Annotated in this window: 15 protein-coding genes; 12 read left to right on the top strand and 3 right to left on the bottom strand. The window is 60.0% G+C overall.

The genetic code is table 11. The annotated features are described in order from the left end of the window. Positions 1-16: 16 nt before the first annotated feature. Entirely contained in the window at positions 17-1,861 is a 1,845-nt protein-coding gene (locus RHIBUN_RS0107160; RefSeq protein WP_025659027.1) for a methyl-accepting chemotaxis protein, read from the bottom strand. A gap of 415 nt (positions 1,862-2,276) precedes the next feature. On the opposite strand from RHIBUN_RS0107160, the gene eno reads away from it, so the two are divergent. The 12 genes from eno (at position 2,277) to RHIBUN_RS0107100 (ending at position 13,137) form a co-directional block, all read left to right on the top strand. Then, on the top strand, positions 2,277-3,551 hold the full coding sequence (gene eno, locus RHIBUN_RS0107155) for a phosphopyruvate hydratase (protein WP_025659026.1): 1,275 nt from the start codon (positions 2,277-2,279) through the stop codon (positions 3,549-3,551). Between the two features lie 141 nt (positions 3,552-3,692). After that, positions 3,693-4,013 (top strand): septum formation initiator family protein, encoded by a 321-nt coding sequence (locus RHIBUN_RS0107150; RefSeq protein WP_007532419.1) that lies wholly within the window; start codon positions 3,693-3,695, stop codon positions 4,011-4,013. A 146-nt stretch (positions 4,014-4,159) separates the two neighbouring features. Beyond that, positions 4,160-5,206 (top strand): pyruvate dehydrogenase (acetyl-transferring) E1 component subunit alpha, encoded by a 1,047-nt coding sequence (gene pdhA, locus RHIBUN_RS0107145; RefSeq protein ID WP_025659025.1) that lies wholly within the window; start codon positions 4,160-4,162, stop codon positions 5,204-5,206. 17 nt (positions 5,207-5,223) lie between these two features. Beyond that, positions 5,224-6,603 carry a pyruvate dehydrogenase complex E1 component subunit beta gene (locus tag RHIBUN_RS0107140; protein ID WP_025659024.1) on the top strand — a complete coding sequence of 460 codons (1,380 nt, stop codon included), beginning with the start codon at positions 5,224-5,226 and terminating at the stop codon, positions 6,601-6,603. Between the two features lie 18 nt (positions 6,604-6,621). Next, entirely contained in the window at positions 6,622-7,950 is a 1,329-nt protein-coding gene (locus RHIBUN_RS0107135) for a pyruvate dehydrogenase complex dihydrolipoamide acetyltransferase (protein WP_025659023.1), read from the top strand. Between the two features lie 19 nt (positions 7,951-7,969). Beyond that, positions 7,970-8,611 (top strand): SGNH/GDSL hydrolase family protein, encoded by a 642-nt coding sequence (locus RHIBUN_RS0107130; RefSeq protein ID WP_025659022.1) that lies wholly within the window; start codon positions 7,970-7,972, stop codon positions 8,609-8,611. Positions 8,612-8,613: 2 nt separating this feature from the next. After that, a complete protein-coding gene (locus RHIBUN_RS0107125; RefSeq protein ID WP_018858803.1) occupies positions 8,614-9,195 on the top strand; it encodes a GNAT family N-acetyltransferase in 582 nt (193 codons plus the stop codon). A 15-nt stretch (positions 9,196-9,210) separates the two neighbouring features. Beyond that, on the top strand, positions 9,211-10,656 hold the full coding sequence (gene lpdA / locus RHIBUN_RS0107120; RefSeq protein ID WP_025659021.1) for a dihydrolipoyl dehydrogenase: 1,446 nt from the start codon (positions 9,211-9,213) through the stop codon (positions 10,654-10,656). 120 nt (positions 10,657-10,776) lie between these two features. After that, entirely contained in the window at positions 10,777-11,025 is a 249-nt protein-coding gene (locus tag RHIBUN_RS0107115) for a GlsB/YeaQ/YmgE family stress response membrane protein (RefSeq protein ID WP_025659020.1), read from the top strand. 42 nt (positions 11,026-11,067) lie between these two features. Beyond that, positions 11,068-12,039, top strand: coding sequence for a lipoyl synthase (lipA, locus tag RHIBUN_RS0107110; RefSeq protein ID WP_025659019.1), 972 nt, complete (start codon positions 11,068-11,070; stop codon positions 12,037-12,039). 93 nt (positions 12,040-12,132) lie between these two features. After that, on the top strand, positions 12,133-12,684 hold the full coding sequence (locus tag RHIBUN_RS0107105; protein ID WP_037215206.1) for an ATPase AAA: 552 nt from the start codon (positions 12,133-12,135) through the stop codon (positions 12,682-12,684). A 9-nt stretch (positions 12,685-12,693) separates the two neighbouring features. Next, complete coding sequence (locus tag RHIBUN_RS0107100; RefSeq protein ID WP_025659017.1) at positions 12,694-13,137, top strand: type II toxin-antitoxin system RatA family toxin; 444 nt, start codon at positions 12,694-12,696, stop codon at positions 13,135-13,137. Here RHIBUN_RS0107100 and RHIBUN_RS0107095 read toward each other — a convergent pair. Together RHIBUN_RS0107095 and RHIBUN_RS0107090 are read right to left on the bottom strand one after the other, a co-directional pair. Continuing rightward, positions 13,128-13,628 (bottom strand): CinA family protein, encoded by a 501-nt coding sequence (locus RHIBUN_RS0107095; RefSeq protein ID WP_025659016.1) that lies wholly within the window; start codon positions 13,626-13,628, stop codon positions 13,128-13,130. The two genes, RHIBUN_RS0107100 and RHIBUN_RS0107095, sit on opposite strands and share 10 nt — an antisense overlap. Position 13,629: 1 nt before the next feature. Further along, positions 13,630-14,841 carry a bifunctional 2-C-methyl-D-erythritol 4-phosphate cytidylyltransferase/2-C-methyl-D-erythritol 2,4-cyclodiphosphate synthase gene (locus RHIBUN_RS0107090; protein ID WP_025659015.1) on the bottom strand — a complete coding sequence of 404 codons (1,212 nt, stop codon included), beginning with the start codon at positions 14,839-14,841 and terminating at the stop codon, positions 13,630-13,632. Positions 14,842-14,983: the final 142 nt, after the last annotated feature.

Here is a 14,983-nt window from a genome sequence, read left to right as displayed (position 1 = left end):
ATGGACGTGCACGCTGTCAACCGGCGAGCGCCAACCTCGTCTTTGTGGGATATGCCGATCCTGCCGTCCTCTCCGTGCCTTCGAGAGCGAAGCGAGAGAGCAGGTGATTGAGGTGTAGAGCCTCGTTGCCAAGCTCGCGGCAGGCTGCGCTGGTTTCCTCCGCCATCGCGGCGTTTTGTTGGGTGACGCTGTCCATGGTGTTGACGGCGGCATTGACCTCGACGAGCGCGGTCGTCTGTTCAGAGGAAGAGCGCACGATCGCCTCGATCAGCGTCGTCACCTTCAGCACCTGCTGATCGATACTGTTCAAGGCTTCGCCGGTGCGGTTCACCAAGGCAACGCCGGTTGACACCTGACTGGACGAAGTCTCGACCAACTGCTTGATTTCCTTCGCCAGCTTGGCAGAGCGGCCGGCGAGGTCGCGCACTTCTTGCGCCACGACGGCAAAACCCTTTCCGGCCTCGCCTGCACGAGCGGCCTCAACACCAGCATTGAGCGCGAGCAAGTTGGTCTGGAAGGCGATCTCGTCGATGACGTTGATGATTTCGCCGATCTGCACGGATGATGCTTCGATCTTCTCCATCGCAGCTACGGCCTCGTGCACGACAGTTGCCGAATAGCTGGCGCTTTCCTTCGTCACCGTCATCATCGCGTTTGCTTCATGGGCGCGTTCCGACGAGTTTTTGACCGTAACCGTGATCTGATCTAACGCCGAGGCTGCCTGCTCCAGCGATGCGGCCTGATGTTCCGTTCGCCGGGCCAGATCATCCGTGCTTGTTGCGATTTCGCTGGTGCCAGTCCTGACCGTAGTGGTTGCTGTCGCGATATCCCTCATTGTGCCGGAAAGCGTGCGGACGCTCGAATTGAACTGCTCGCGTAGCCTCTCGTAGTCTGGCGCGAACGGTTCGTTGAGCTGGACGGTGAGGTCGCCGCGGGAAAGACGGTCCAGGCCGCGGCTTAGGCTCACGATGATGCGTTCGCGGCCGGCATCCTCATCAGCCTTGGAGGCGGCCAGCGCCGCATCGCGCTGGGCTTGGGCCAGGCGCTCCGCATCCTGGTGTTCGCGGATTTTGTTCCGTTCTTGCGCCGATTCGCGAAACACGGTGACGGCGCGTGCCATTTCGCCAATTTCATCGACACGGTGGCTGAAGGGGACTTCCTTGGAATAGTCGCCGCCCGCCAGGATCGCCATGTAGTCGCGCATCGCCGAAAGTGGCACGATTGCGCGCCGGCGGAAGGCGTAGAGGCCGCCAAGAAGCAGGCAAAGCGAGACCGCCGCAGATGCAACCGTAATCGCCGAGAGAATGCTTGTCTGTTCGGCCGCGTCTTTTTCAGCCTTTGCCAGGAAAGCGTTCGCCATATCAACGAGCTGGTTGACCGCCGTTTCGTGGATATGAAAATTTGTCGCAAGCTTCTCGAAGGCTGTCGGGATGACCGCAGAGTCGTGGTTAAGGATGGCGGGCGCGAGTTCGTCCTGCATCACCTTCCAGAACGTATCGCCTTTGATGAGGACGTCGTTCACAAGCTTTTCCTTGAGGTCTGCGCTGAGCGCGGTTGCCTGCCAATACTTGCGGCGATCCTCATAGGCGGGCTTCAGGACATTCTGAATGCGGTCGATGTTCTTTCCGGCGACCTCCGGGCGCTGCACCGCCTCGAGTGCAAGCATGTAGGATTCAACGACATAGAGGGGCGGCGGCAGAATATCGGCAACGAGATCCTTGCCGTAGACGATTTGCCGGTACATCTCGCCGTTCACGCGTAGCTTATTGAAGGCGTAGTTTTGTATGCTGATCGAAGCAATGAGCCCGGCGGCGACGACCACCGCGAAGATGGCAAGGCTTCGTGCAATATTGAGTTTCATCCTATGCCCCGTAAATTGTAATAGTGAACGACGTCGCTTCTGAAACCATTGGAAATTTTCGAGCAGCAGCTACGGATCGTGGCAGGCGGCTTGGCCGCATAAGGAAGCGCATCATGCAATAACGCCTGCCGAAGAAGGTGTTATTTCCTTTCGGCCATTAACTATAAATGTGATTGGTTACTGGTCGATAAATTTGCAACCAGCTTGAAAGTCAAAATTTATATTTCCAAAACTTCAGGTTTTGAAAGTTGATAAGCGTTGTCTCGAACCAACGGCCGGGGCGTGGCTTCAAAAGCCTGACATATTCACCCGTTAGGGCCGTGGCATGCCATCTGTCGTCAGTGTGGCATTGTAATTTGTGTGCCTTCGATTAAACAGGCTTCCAACGTTATCACCCACCGAGCAGGAAGAACCGATGACTGCAATTACCGACATTATCGCCCGCGAGATTCTCGACAGCCGTGGCAATCCGACTGTCGAAGTCGATGTCTATCTCGAAGACGGCAGCATGGGCCGTGCGGCGGTGCCGTCGGGCGCTTCCACCGGTGCTCACGAAGCTGTTGAAGTTCGCGATGGTGGCAATCGCTATCTCGGCAAGGGTGTTGAAAAGGCTGTCGAAGCCGCCAACACCGAAATCTTTGACGCGATCGGCGGCATTGATGCCGAAAACCAGATCCAGATCGACAACATCATGATCGAACTGGACGGCACGCCGAACAAGTCGCGCCTCGGCGCCAACGCCATCCTCGGCGTATCGCTCGCGGTTGCCAAGGCTGCTGCCCAGGCTGCCGGCCTGCCGCTCTACCGTTATGTCGGTGGCGCCAGCGCCCACCTGCTGCCGGTCCCGATGATGAACATCATCAACGGTGGCGCGCATGCCGATAACCCGATCGACTTCCAGGAGTTCATGATCCTGCCGGTCGGCGCCGATTCCATTCGCGAAGCCGTTCGCATGGGTTCGGAAGTTTTCCACGTCCTCAAGAAGGAACTGTCGGCTCAGGGCCACAACACCAACGTCGGCGACGAAGGCGGCTTCGCACCGGGCCTGAAGAGCGCCCCTGAAGCCCTCGACTTCATCATGAAGTCGATCGAGAAAGCCGGCTACAAGCCTGGAGACGATATCTGCCTTGGCCTCGATTGCGCCTCGACGGAATTCTTCAAGGATGGCAAGTACGTTCTCGAAGGCGAAGGCCGCACGCTGGAGCCGGGCGCCATGGCAGAATACCTCGCGCAGCTCGCGGGCCAGTATCCGATCGTCTCGATCGAAGACGGCATGGCCGAGGACGATTGGGACGGCTGGAAGGCGCTGACCGATCTCGCTGGCAAGAAGGTTCAGCTGGTCGGCGATGATCTCTTCGTCACCAACTCGGCTCGCCTGCGCGACGGTATCAAGATGGGCGTCGCCAACTCGATCCTCATCAAGGTCAACCAGATCGGCTCGCTGACGGAAACGCTCGATGCCGTCAACACCGCGCACAAGGCAGCCTACACCGCCGTCATGTCGCACCGTTCGGGCGAAACCGAAGATTCGACGATTGCCGATCTGGCGGTTGCCACCAACTGCGGTCAGATTAAGACCGGCTCGCTGTCGCGCTCGGACCGCCTCGCCAAGTACAACCAGCTGATCCGCATCGAAGAAGGTCTTGGCCCGCAGGCCCGCTATGCCGGTCGCTCGATCATCCGCGGCTAATTGCGCCTGATTTCAACCACTTCGACCCGCGCCTTCGAAAGGCGCGGGTTTTTTCTTGCCCGATTTTTCATAGTCAACGGACAGTTAATCTCTGCCCGGTAGTCTTGAGCGCATCGAGGTAATGCGTTCGAGCGTGCGTTTATGTGGACAAAGCATCACAAGAAGAAAAAGATCGGTCGTTTCGTGGTTCCCGCGATGACGGTCGCGTTTCTCTCCTACTTCGGCTATCATTGCATTCATGGTGATTACGGTCTGCGGGCAACCGAGGGGTTCGAGCGCCAGCGGATAGCGCGCGAAAGGGAGTTGGCGGTTCTGAAAGGCAAGCGCGAGCATCTTGAAAAGCAGGTCGCGCTGCTGAGCGACGGTTCGATGGACAAGGACATGCTGGACGAGAAAGCGCGTCTTCAGCTTAATGTTTCTCGCGCCGATGAGATCGTCATATTCAATCACTATTCGAATTAACCGAAATTCAGTTAATCGAAATAAAGCGTTATTTATCAGTGATTTAATGATGAATACGAGCCATGCATTTATGGCATTGCTGTGGCTAAATTTCTTCCCTATGGTGTGCGCCACCAAAGAACCGACAAACCCATAGGGAGGGTTGAATGGCGCCGCGAAAAACCGCGACCGTTTCCAGCCGTAAAACTAGCGCAAAGCCGGCAAACAAGGCCTCGAATGGTGGTCCTGTCGCTGATTTCACGCGCGACGAGGAGCTCAAGGCCTACCGCGAAATGCTGCTGATCCGCCGCTTCGAAGAGAAGGCCGGGCAGCTCTACGGCATGGGCTTCATTGGCGGTTTCTGTCACCTCTACATCGGTCAGGAAGCTGTCGTCGTCGGCATGCAGATGGCGCAAAAAGAAGGCGATCAGGTTATCACCGCCTATCGCGATCACGGCCATATGCTGGCGACCGGCATGAGCGCGCGTGGCGTCATGGCCGAACTGACCGGCCGCCGTAGCGGTTATTCGCGCGGCAAGGGCGGCTCGATGCACATGTTCTCGAAAGAGAAGCATTTTTACGGCGGTCACGGCATCGTCGGCGCCCAGGTTTCGCTCGGAACGGGTCTCGCTTTCGCCAATCGCTACCGCGGCAACGACAGCGTTTCCGTCGCTTACTTCGGTGACGGTGCTGCGAACCAGGGCCAGGTCTACGAGAGCTTCAACATGGCTGCTCTCTGGAAGCTCCCGATCATCTACATCGTCGAAAACAACCGTTACGCCATGGGCACCTCGACTGCCCGCGCGACCGCGCAGTCGAACTACTCCCTGCGTGGCTCCGGCTTCGGCATCCCCGGCATCCAGGTCGATGGCATGGATGTCCGCGCCGTGAAGGCCGCAGCCGACGAAGCCCTCGAGCATTGCCGCTCCGGCAAGGGTCCGATCATCCTCGAGATGCTGACCTACCGCTATCGCGGTCACTCGATGTCCGACCCGGCGAAGTACCGCACGAAGGAAGAAGTGCAGAAGATGCGCTCCGAGCAGGATCCGATCGAGCAGGTGCGTGCGCGCCTCCTTGAGAAGGGTTGGGCCTCGGAAGACGATCTGAAGGCGATCGACAAGGATGTCCGCGATATCGTTGCCGACAGCGCCGACTTCGCCCAGTCCGATCCTGAGCCGGATGCATCCGAGCTCTACACTGACATTCTGCTCTAATCGGGGAGGGACGACCCATGCCAATCGATATTCTCATGCCCGCCCTCTCTCCGACGATGGAAGAAGGCACGCTTTCCAAGTGGCTCAAGCAGGAAGGCGACGCCGTCAAGTCTGGTGACGTGATCGCCGAAATCGAAACCGACAAGGCAACGATGGAAGTCGAAGCCGTCGATGAAGGCGTCATCGGCAAGCTCCTGGTTCCGGCCGGCACAGAAAACGTGAAGGTCAATGCCAAGATCGCGGTCCTGCTTCAGGACGGCGAATCGGCGTCCGACATCTCTGCCGCACCTGCCGCGCAGCGCGCACCTGCCGCTGCCGCTCCGCAGGCGGAAAAGCCTGCTGCCGCTGCTGCTCCGGTTCCGGCCGAGCCGAAGGCTGCCGTGCCGAACGATCCGGAAATTCCGGCTGGTACGGAAATGGTCTCCATGACTGTTCGCGAAGCGCTTCGCGATGCCATGGCCGAAGAAATGCGCGCCGACGACAGCGTCTTCGTCATGGGCGAAGAAGTTGCCGAATACCAGGGCGCCTACAAGGTCACCCAGGGTCTTCTGCAGGAATTCGGCGCCCGCCGCGTCATCGACACCCCGATCACCGAGCACGGCTTTGCCGGCGTCGGCGTCGGTGCTGCCATGTCCGGTCTGAAGCCGATCGTCGAGTTCATGACCTTCAACTTCGCCATGCAGGCGATCGACCAGATCATCAATTCCGCCGCCAAGACGCTCTACATGTCCGGTGGCCAGATGGGTGCTCCGATCGTCTTCCGCGGCCCGAACGGTGCAGCTGCCCGCGTCGGTGCCCAGCACAGCCAGGACTACTCGGCATGGTACAGCCAGATCCCGGGCCTCAAGGTCGTCATGCCCTACACGGCATCCGACGCAAAGGGTCTGCTCAAGGCTGCCATCCGCGATCCGAACCCTGTTGTCTTCCTCGAGAACGAAATCCTCTACGGTCAGCATTTCGATGTGCCGAAGCTCGATAATTTCGTTCTCCCGATCGGCAAGGCTCGCATCCATCGTCCGGGCAAGGACGTCACGATCGTCTCCTTCGGCATCGGCATGACCTATGCCACCAAGGCCGTCGCCGAACTCGAAAAGATCGGCATCGATGCCGAGCTGATCGATCTGCGCACGCTGCGCCCGATGGACCTTCCAACCGTGATTGAATCGGTCAAGAAGACCGGCCGTCTGGTCACCGTCGAGGAAGGCTATCCGCAGAACTCGGTCGGCACCGAAATCGCTACCCGCGTCATGCAGCAGGCCTTTGACTACCTCGATGCGCCGGTTCTCACGATCGCCGGCAAGGACGTTCCGATGCCCTACGCCGCCAATCTCGAGAAGCTCGCACTGCCGAGCGTCGCCGAGGTCGTCGATGCCGTAAAGGCCGTTTGCTACAAGTAACAAGGGGAGGGTATTTCGATGCCTATCAACATCACGATGCCTGCCCTCTCTCCGACGATGGAAGAAGGCAATCTGGCCAAGTGGCTCGTCAAGGAAGGCGACACGGTCAAGTCGGGCGACATCATTGCGGAAATCGAAACCGACAAGGCAACGATGGAAGTCGAAGCCGTCGATGAGGGCACGGTTGCCAAGATCGTCGTTCCTGCCGGCACGGAAGGCGTCAAGGTCAATGCCTTGATCGCCGTACTTGCTGCCGATGGCGAAGATGTATCCGCTGCTGCAAGCGGTGCAGGCTCTGCCGCACCGGCGCCGAAGGCTGCTGAAGCCCCGAAGACGGAAGCAGCGCCGGCAGCACCGGCTCCGGCTGCTGCCGCACCGGTTCCTGCAGCCGCTCCCGCAGGCGGAAATCGCACCTTCTCCTCGCCGCTTGCGCGTCGACTCGCCAAGGAATCCGGCATCGATCTCTCGGCCATATCAGGCTCCGGCCCTCACGGCCGCGTTGTCAAGAGCGATGTCGAAGCGGCCGTGTCAGGTGGTGGTGCAAAGGCTGCTCCGGCTGCTGCTGCTCCGCAGGCTGCCGCACCGGCTCCTGCTGCAGCCCCGAAGGGCGCATCGGACGAGAGCGTTCTCAAGCTGTTCGAACCGGGCTCTTACGAGCTCGTGCCGCATGATGGCATGCGCAAGGTCATCGCCAAGCGCCTCGTCGAGTCCAAGCAGACTGTGCCGCACTTCTACGTCACCGTGGATTGCGAGCTCGATGCACTGATGTCTCTGCGTGCCCAGCTGAACGATGCCGCTCCCCGCAAGGATGGTGCGCCGTCCTACAAGCTGTCGGTCAACGATATGGTCATCAAGGCTATGGCGCTGGCTCTGCGCGATGTTCCGGATGCGAACGTCTCCTGGACCGAAGCCAACATGGTCAAGCACAAGCACGCCGATGTCGGCGTTGCCGTCTCGATCCCTGGCGGCCTGATCACCCCGATCATCCGCAAGGCCGAGGAGAAGACCCTGTCGGCCATCTCCAACGAGATGCGTGATCTCGGCAAGCGCGCCAAGGATCGCAAGCTGAAGCCCGAAGAATACCAAGGCGGAACCAGCTCGGTCTCCAACATGGGCATGATGGGCGTCAAGCAGTTCGCAGCCGTCATCAACCCGCCGCATGCAACGATCCTCGCAGTCGGCGCAGGCGAGCAGCGCCCCGTCGTCAAGAACGGCCAGCTGGCTGTCGCAACCGTGATGACGGTCACGCTGTCGACCGACCATCGCTGCGTCGACGGCGCGCTTGGTGCGGAACTGCTGCAGGCGTTCAAGGGCTACATCGAAAATCCGATGGGTATGCTCGTCTGAGACCGGAGCGGAGGCGGAAATGACGAAGACCGTTCTTTGCTATGGTGACTCGCTGACTTGGGGCTATGACGCCGACACGATCGGACGTCATGCCTACAAGGATCGTTGGCCAAGTGCGCTTCAGGCGGCACTCGGCAACGAAGTGCGGATCATCGCCGAAGGATTGAATGGGCGAACCACCGCCTTCGACGACCATCTCGCCGACTGCGACCGGAATGGCGCACGCATCCTTCCGACGATTCTGCAGAGCCATGCGCCGATTGATCTCGTCATTTTGCTGCTCGGCACCAACGACATGAAGCCTGTCGTGGCGGGTTCGGCCTTTGCCGCCTGCCAGGGCATCGCCCGGCTGGTGCGGTTGATCCGCAACCATGCCTGGCCCTTCGAATTCGACGGTCCGGACATCCTGATCGTCGCGCCGCCGAAGGTGCGTGAGACGGCAAACGTGCCATTTGCGGCATCGTTCGTCGGCGCTATCGAGGAGTCGGCGAAGCTTCCGACCCTTTATCGTGATCTCGCGGACGAGCTCGGCTGCGGCTTCTTCGACGGCAATTCAGTGGCGAAGACGACACCTCTCGACGGTATTCACCTCGACGCTGAAAATACCCGCGCTCTCGGGCGCGGCATGGAATCGACTGTGCGGATGATGCTGGGGCTTTGAGCATGGGATCCTTCGCTTCGCTTCGTCCCGCGACGCGGGAGGATGCGACGGAGCTGGCTTTACTCACGGACATCGCTTCCCATGGTTTCGCCTCCTGGCTCTGGCTGGTGGAGCTTGGAAACGGTGGGGGCGATACGCCGATGGAGCGTGGACGGCAGAAGCTGCGTGGCGACCAGGGGCAAGGCAACTGGAGCGACGCCGTGATTGCAGAAGCCCATGGCGAGATCGCGGGAGCCGCGATCGGCTACGGTCTCGGCGAAGGCATACGGAATATCGAGGCGGATCGCCCGGCGCTGAAGCCGGTCATCGATCTGCAGAAAATGGTGGTGGGAAGCTGGTTTGTCGGAACGCTCGGTGTCTACAGCCATCTGCGTGGCATCGGGATCGGTCGACGGCTTCTCATGGATCAGATTGAGCGTGCGGAAAATGCGCCGGTCAGCCTGATTACCGCAGGTTACAACGAGGCGGCTCTGTCGCTTTACAAGAAGAATGGATTTTCGGAGGCGGCGCGAACGAATGCCGTGGCCTTCTTCGAAAACGGCAGGAAACACGAGTGGGTGCTTCTCACCCGCGACGCCCGATAGCAAAGGCAGGGAAACATGGCTGAGAACTACGACGTCATCATCATCGGCTCCGGACCCGGGGGCTATGTCGCCGCTGTGCGCGCCAGCCAGCTCGGTCTCAAGACCGCGATCGTCGAACGCGAGCATCTGGGCGGCATTTGCCTGAACTGGGGCTGCATTCCAACCAAGGCTCTGCTCCGCTCGGCCGAAATTCTCGACCATTCCAATCACCTGAAGGACTACGGTCTCGTGCTGGAAGGCAAGGTCAGCGCCGACGTGAAGGCGGTCGTTGCGCGCTCGCGCGCCGTCTCCGCACGCCTCAACGGAGGCGTCGGCTTCCTGATGAAGAAGAACAAGGTCGACGTGATCTGGGGCGAGGCCAAGATCACCAAGCCGGATGAGATCGTCGTCGGCAAGTCGTCGAAGCCGGTCGTCGAGCCACAGCATCCCGTGCCGAAGGGTGTCAAGGGCGAGGGCACTTACACCGCCAAGCACATCATCGTTGCAACAGGTGCGCGTCCCCGCGCCCTGCCGGGCATCGAGCCGGACGGTAAGCTGATCTGGACCTATTTCGAAGCGCTGAAGCCGGATGTACTGCCGAAGTCGTTGATCGTCATGGGCTCGGGCGCGATCGGCATCGAATTCGCAAGCTTCTATCTGTCGATGGGCGTGGACGTGACGGTGGTCGAAGTCTTGCCTACCATCATGCCGGTCGAGGATGCGGAAGTTACTGCGATCGCCCGCAAGCAGATGGAAAAGCGCGGCATGAAGATCTTCACGAGCGCCAAGGTCGCGAAGGTCGAAAAATCCGCCAACAGCATCACCGCGCATGTCGAGACGTCGGATGGCAAGATACAGCAGATCACGGCGGATCGCATGATTTCGGCTGTCGGCGTGCAGGGCAACATCGAAAACCTCGGCCTTGAGGCAGTTGGCGTCAAGACGGATCGCGGCTGCGTCGTCATCGACGGTTACGGCAAGACCAACGTTCCTGGCATTTACGCGATCGGTGACGTCGCCGGCCCGCCGATGCTCGCTCACAAGGCGGAGCACGAAGGCGTCGTCTGCGTCGAGAAGATCGCCGGCCTGCCGAACGTTCATGCGACCGACAAGGGCAAGGTCCCGGGCTGCACCTACTGCAACCCCCAGGTTGCCTCCGTCGGTCTCACGGAAGCCAAGACCAAGGAATTGGGCCGCGACATCCGTGTCGGTCGCTTCTCCTTTGCCGCCAACGGCAAGGCGATCGCGCTTGGCGAAGATCAGGGTCTCTGCAAGGTCATCTTCGACAGGAAGACCGGCGAGCTGCTCGGCGCCCACATGGTTGGCGCTGAGGTCACCGAGCTCATCCAGGGCTTTGTCGTCGCAATGAACCTAGAGACCACGGAAGAGGAACTTATGCACACGATCTTCCCGCATCCGACGGTTTCCGAAACGATGAAGGAAGCGGTTCTGGATGCTTATGGTCGTGTCCTGAACGCTTGATCGTTTCCTCCCTATTGTCGAAGGTGGAAAAAGCAAAAGCCGATCATCATGTTTATGGTGTGTCGGCGCCATCATCGTGGTTCTGATTGCAAGGGCGATATCGTAAAGAGGCGAGGGCAGATGGAAGGCGTAGGCTGGATCGCAGCGATCATCATTGGCGGCTTTGCGGGTTGGCTCGCGGGCAAGCTGATGGAGGTTCGCTACGGAGTATTGCTCAATATCGTGCTCGGCATCGTCGGCTCGGTGGTCGCAACTGCGATTCTGGCGCAATTTCATATAGAGGTGGCCGGCGGCAGGCTCGGCTACTTCATCACGGGTTTTCTTGGTGCCTGCTTGCTGATATTCGTCGCGCGGCTAGTCCGCCGATAGATAGGGCTTTTGCCGCATGGAGCGGCGGAGATTTGAACTGCCATGGTAACCATTCTCGATACGATCAATCCTGACACCAAGCGTGTGCGGCATCCCGAAAAGGCCCATCGGCCTGACCAGGAGGTCCTGCGCAAGCCGGATTGGATCCGCGTCAAGGCGCCAACCTCCAAGGGGTACGCGGAGACGCGCTCGATCGTGAAGGAGCATAAGCTCGTCACCGTTTGCGAAGAGGCTGGTTGCCCCAATATCGGCGAGTGCTGGGACAAGAAGCACGCGACCTTCATGATCATGGGCGAGATCTGTACCCGCGCCTGCGCCTTCTGCAACGTCTCGACCGGCAAGCCGAACGCGCTCGACATGGCCGAGCCGGAGAATGTCGCCAAGGCGGTAAAGGAGATGGGGCTCTCCCACGTCGTCATCACTTCGGTCGACCGCGATGATCTGGAAGACGGCGGCGCCGAGCATTTCGAGAAGGTGATCTGGGCGATCCGTGCTGCCTCGCCGACGACGACCATCGAAATCCTGACGCCCGACTTCCTGAAGAAGCCAGGTGCCCTGGAGCGCGTCGTTGCCGCAAAGCCCGACGTCTTCAATCACAACATGGAAACGGTTGCCGGCAACTACCTGACGGTTCGTCCGGGAGCTCGTTACTTCCACTCCATCCGCCTGCTGCAGCGCGTGAAGGAACTGGACCCCACCATGTTCACCAAATCGGGCATCATGGTCGGTCTCGGCGAGGAACGAAACGAAGTGCTGCAGCTGATGGACGACTTGCGGACCGCAGACGTCGACTTCCTGACTATCGGCCAGTACCTGCAGCCAACCCGCAAGCACCACGCGGTGATGAGCTTCGTTACGCCTGACGAATTCAAGTCCTACGAGACGGTCGCCTATACCAAGGGCTTCCTGATGGTGGCTTCGAGCCCGCTGACGCGTTCGTCGCACCATGCCGGCGACGACTTCGCACGCCTGAAGGCCGCACGCGAGAAAAAGCTGCTGATCGCAGCGGAATAATCAACGAGCGCTTGCATTTTTCAAAAGCCGCGGCGATCTTCCCGCGGCTTTTTGATTGCAGAGGCGACGAGAATGCCGGCTTATATCGACGATATGCGCAAGGTTGCCGGACTGCTGCGCCAGTCCGAGCGCATCATGGTCATCGGCTGCTCCGGCGGCGGCAAGAGCACCTTGTCGCGAAAACTCAGCCGCAAGCTCGATCTTCCTTATTTTTCCATGGATAAAGAGTTCTTCTGGCTGCCGGGCTGGGTCAAGCGCCCGAAAGGGGAAGAGCGCCATCTGATCGGTAACGTCGTCGCCGGCGAACGTTGGCTCATGGACGGAACCGGCCCATCCACCTTCGATATTCGTGTCCCCCGCACGGAGCTGGTCGTCTGGGTACGCATGCCGCGCTGGCTTTGTCTGTGGGGAATCTGCAAACGCGCGTTCCTCCATCTCGGAAGGACGCGGCCAGACATGGCGCCCGGATGCCTGGAGCGAGTGCCGGACCGGGAGCTTCTCACTTACATCTGGATGTTCGAGAAGCGGTTCGCGCCCCTGGTGATTGCTGCTCTCGACAAGCATGGCCCGAATGTTCCGGTTTTTCAGCTGAAAAGCCGGCGGGAGGTGAACCACCTTCTTGATCTTCTCGGCGCTCCTACTTAACTGCCGATCATGCCTCAGTTCGAAACGCATCACTCCGTCCCGCATTCCGCCGATCAGATGTTCGATCTCGTCGCCGACATCGAGCATTATCCCCAGTTTCTTCCGCTCTGCGAGGCGCTAAGCATTCGCAGCCGCAAGGAACGTGACGGCAAGGTTCTGCTGATCGCCGATATGACCGTCGGTTACAAGGCGATCCGCGAAACCTTCACGACGCAGGTGCTGTTGAACCGGGCCGAGCGCCTCATCGAGGTCAAGTATATCGATGGACCATTCCGCTATCTCGACAACCGCTGGCGTTTCGAGGAGACGGCAACAGGCTCCAACATTCACTTCTTCATCGACTACGAGTTCAAGAGCCGCATCCTGGGGGCAGTCATGGGGTCGATGTTCGATCGCGCCTTCCGCATGTTCTCGGAAGCCTTCGAAACGCGGGCGACGAAGATTTACGGCTGAGCCAGTTCCTGGATCATGCCAAGCGCGGTCCTGACCGTCGCAAGCCGCACCTCACCGCGACCGATGTCGCCGTAGAGCATCTTCCGATGAATAAGCCCGCCAGAGCGCGACTTGGCCGCGAGGTGGACGAGACCGACCGGTTTCTCCACCGATCCACCGCTTGGCCCGGCAACGCCCGTTACGGCGACGGCAATGGCCGCGCGGGAGCGGAAGAGGGCGCCGTGCACCATTTGCCGCGCCGTCTCCTCCGAGACCGCGCCGAAGCGGATCAGCGTTTCTTCCTGCACGCCAAGCATCTCCATCTTGGCGGTATTGGTATAAGTGACGAAGCCTCTGTCCACGACAGAAGACGATCCTGAGATTTCCGTGAGCGCGCCAGCGATCAGTCCGCCGGTGCAGGATTCTGCCGTCGAAACCATCAGCCCCGCCGACGTGAAATCGCGAATGATCGCTTCTGCTTGCACGATGATGTCGTTCGGGAAGGTGCTCATCTCATGTGCTCCGATAGGCGACGGTTGCCGTGGCGATCGCGGCGATGCCCTCGCGCCGGCCGACAAAGCCGATCTTCTCGTTGGTCGTCGCCTTGACTGAGCAGCGGTCGATCGAGATGCCCAGGAACTCGGACAGCTTGGCGCGCATCTCGTCGCGATGCGGCCCGACTTTCGGTGCTTCGGCGATCAGCGACACGTCGGCGTTCATGATGGCGCCGCCACGCTCGCGCACGATCTTTGCCGCATGTTCGATGAAGATGCGCGACGGCGCGCCCTTCCACTGCGGATCAGATGGCGGAAAATGATCGCCGATGTCGCCCGCTCCACAGGTCGCAAGCAGTGCGTCAGTCAAAGCGTGGAGCGCTACGTCCGCGTCGGAGTGACCCTTGAGCTTCTGGTCATGCGGTATGAAGACGCCGCAGAGTGTTACGCCGTCGCCCGGCTCGAGCTGATGGACGTCGTAGCCGTTGCCGGTGCGCACATCGGGGAGCGCCTGTACCGAAAGTCTGCTGTCTGCCATTGCGATGTCCCGTTTGACCGTCAGTTTTACATTGTCCGCCAGACCCTCGACGATCCGCACCGGAATACCGGCCCATTCGGCAATGGCGGCGTCGTCGGTGAAATCGGTGAAATTTGCCACGGCCGCCTTTTCGTGGGCGGCAAGGATGGGCTCGAAGGCGAAAGACTGCGGCGTTTGCGCTGCGTAGAGATGATCGCGGGAAACGGTGTCGAGGACCGTTCCATCATGATCTGCTCGCTTCAGCGTGTCGGCGACGGGCATGGCGGGGAGAATTGCCGGCACGCCCTCCGAGAGCAGGCCAGCGATGCGATCGAGAAGCGCATGATCGAAGAAGGGCCGCACTGCGTCGTGGATCAGAACATGCGAGATATTCTTGCCGCGCAAATGGCGCAGTCCCGCTAAGACGGATTGTTGGCGCGTAGCGCCGCCGTGAACCGCATCGATCGGCGTGCCGGACTGGACCTGCCCGGCAGCCTTAGCAAACAGCGCCTCGTCGTCGGGGTGAATGACCACGACGATGTGGCGGGCAAGCTCCCAGCTGGCGAACTTCTCCAGTGTGTGAGTGATGACAGGCCTGCCGCCAATCGCCCGATACTGCTTCGGTCCCTCTTCGGAGGCGCCCGCGCGTTCGCCGCGGCCGGCCGCGACGACGACGATACCTATTGCTGGTTGCTTTTGATGCATTTGCGGCATAAATCCTCAAAGCGCGATTTTTACACCGGTGCTTAGCGGCTTGGCGCATCGAATTCCAGCATTTGCTCGAAAAATGTCAATTCGCGCACTGCCCTCTTGGCAAGCCATTCAAACCTGTCTAAAAATAGTGCACGCATTTTGC

It is taken from the genome of Rhizobium sp. IBUN (assembly GCF_000510625.1).
Taxonomy (GTDB): domain Bacteria; phylum Pseudomonadota; class Alphaproteobacteria; order Rhizobiales; family Rhizobiaceae; genus Rhizobium; species Rhizobium altiplani.
Note: the sequence above shows the minus strand (reverse complement) of the source record. Positions and strands in the feature narration are given on the sequence as shown.

Excerpts from the sequence above, each read along its gene's own strand:
- lipA (WP_025659019.1), top strand. The coding sequence starts at position 11,068 with ATGGTAACCATTCTCGATACGATCAATCCTGACACCAAGCGTGTGCGG.
- lpdA (WP_025659021.1), top strand. The coding sequence starts at position 9,211 with ATGGCTGAGAACTACGACGTCATCATCATCGGCTCCGGACCCGGGGGC.
- RHIBUN_RS0107150 (WP_007532419.1), top strand. The coding sequence starts at position 3,693 with ATGTGGACAAAGCATCACAAGAAGAAAAAGATCGGTCGTTTCGTGGTT.
- RHIBUN_RS0107100 (WP_025659017.1), top strand. The coding sequence starts at position 12,694 with ATGCCTCAGTTCGAAACGCATCACTCCGTCCCGCATTCCGCCGATCAG.
- eno (WP_025659026.1), top strand. The coding sequence starts at position 2,277 with ATGACTGCAATTACCGACATTATCGCCCGCGAGATTCTCGACAGCCGT.
- RHIBUN_RS0107130 (WP_025659022.1), top strand. The coding sequence starts at position 7,970 with ATGACGAAGACCGTTCTTTGCTATGGTGACTCGCTGACTTGGGGCTAT.
- RHIBUN_RS0107090 (WP_025659015.1), bottom strand. The coding sequence starts at position 14,841 with ATGCCGCAAATGCATCAAAAGCAACCAGCAATAGGTATCGTCGTCGTC.
- RHIBUN_RS0107160 (WP_025659027.1), bottom strand. The coding sequence starts at position 1,861 with ATGAAACTCAATATTGCACGAAGCCTTGCCATCTTCGCGGTGGTCGTC.
- RHIBUN_RS0107125 (WP_018858803.1), top strand. The coding sequence starts at position 8,614 with ATGGGATCCTTCGCTTCGCTTCGTCCCGCGACGCGGGAGGATGCGACG.
- RHIBUN_RS0107140 (WP_025659024.1), top strand. The coding sequence starts at position 5,224 with ATGCCAATCGATATTCTCATGCCCGCCCTCTCTCCGACGATGGAAGAA.
- RHIBUN_RS0107135 (WP_025659023.1), top strand. The coding sequence starts at position 6,622 with ATGCCTATCAACATCACGATGCCTGCCCTCTCTCCGACGATGGAAGAA.
- RHIBUN_RS0107115 (WP_025659020.1), top strand. The coding sequence starts at position 10,777 with ATGGAAGGCGTAGGCTGGATCGCAGCGATCATCATTGGCGGCTTTGCG.
- RHIBUN_RS0107105 (WP_037215206.1), top strand. The coding sequence starts at position 12,133 with ATGCGCAAGGTTGCCGGACTGCTGCGCCAGTCCGAGCGCATCATGGTC.
- RHIBUN_RS0107095 (WP_025659016.1), bottom strand. The coding sequence starts at position 13,628 with ATGAGCACCTTCCCGAACGACATCATCGTGCAAGCAGAAGCGATCATT.
- pdhA (WP_025659025.1), top strand. The coding sequence starts at position 4,160 with ATGGCGCCGCGAAAAACCGCGACCGTTTCCAGCCGTAAAACTAGCGCA.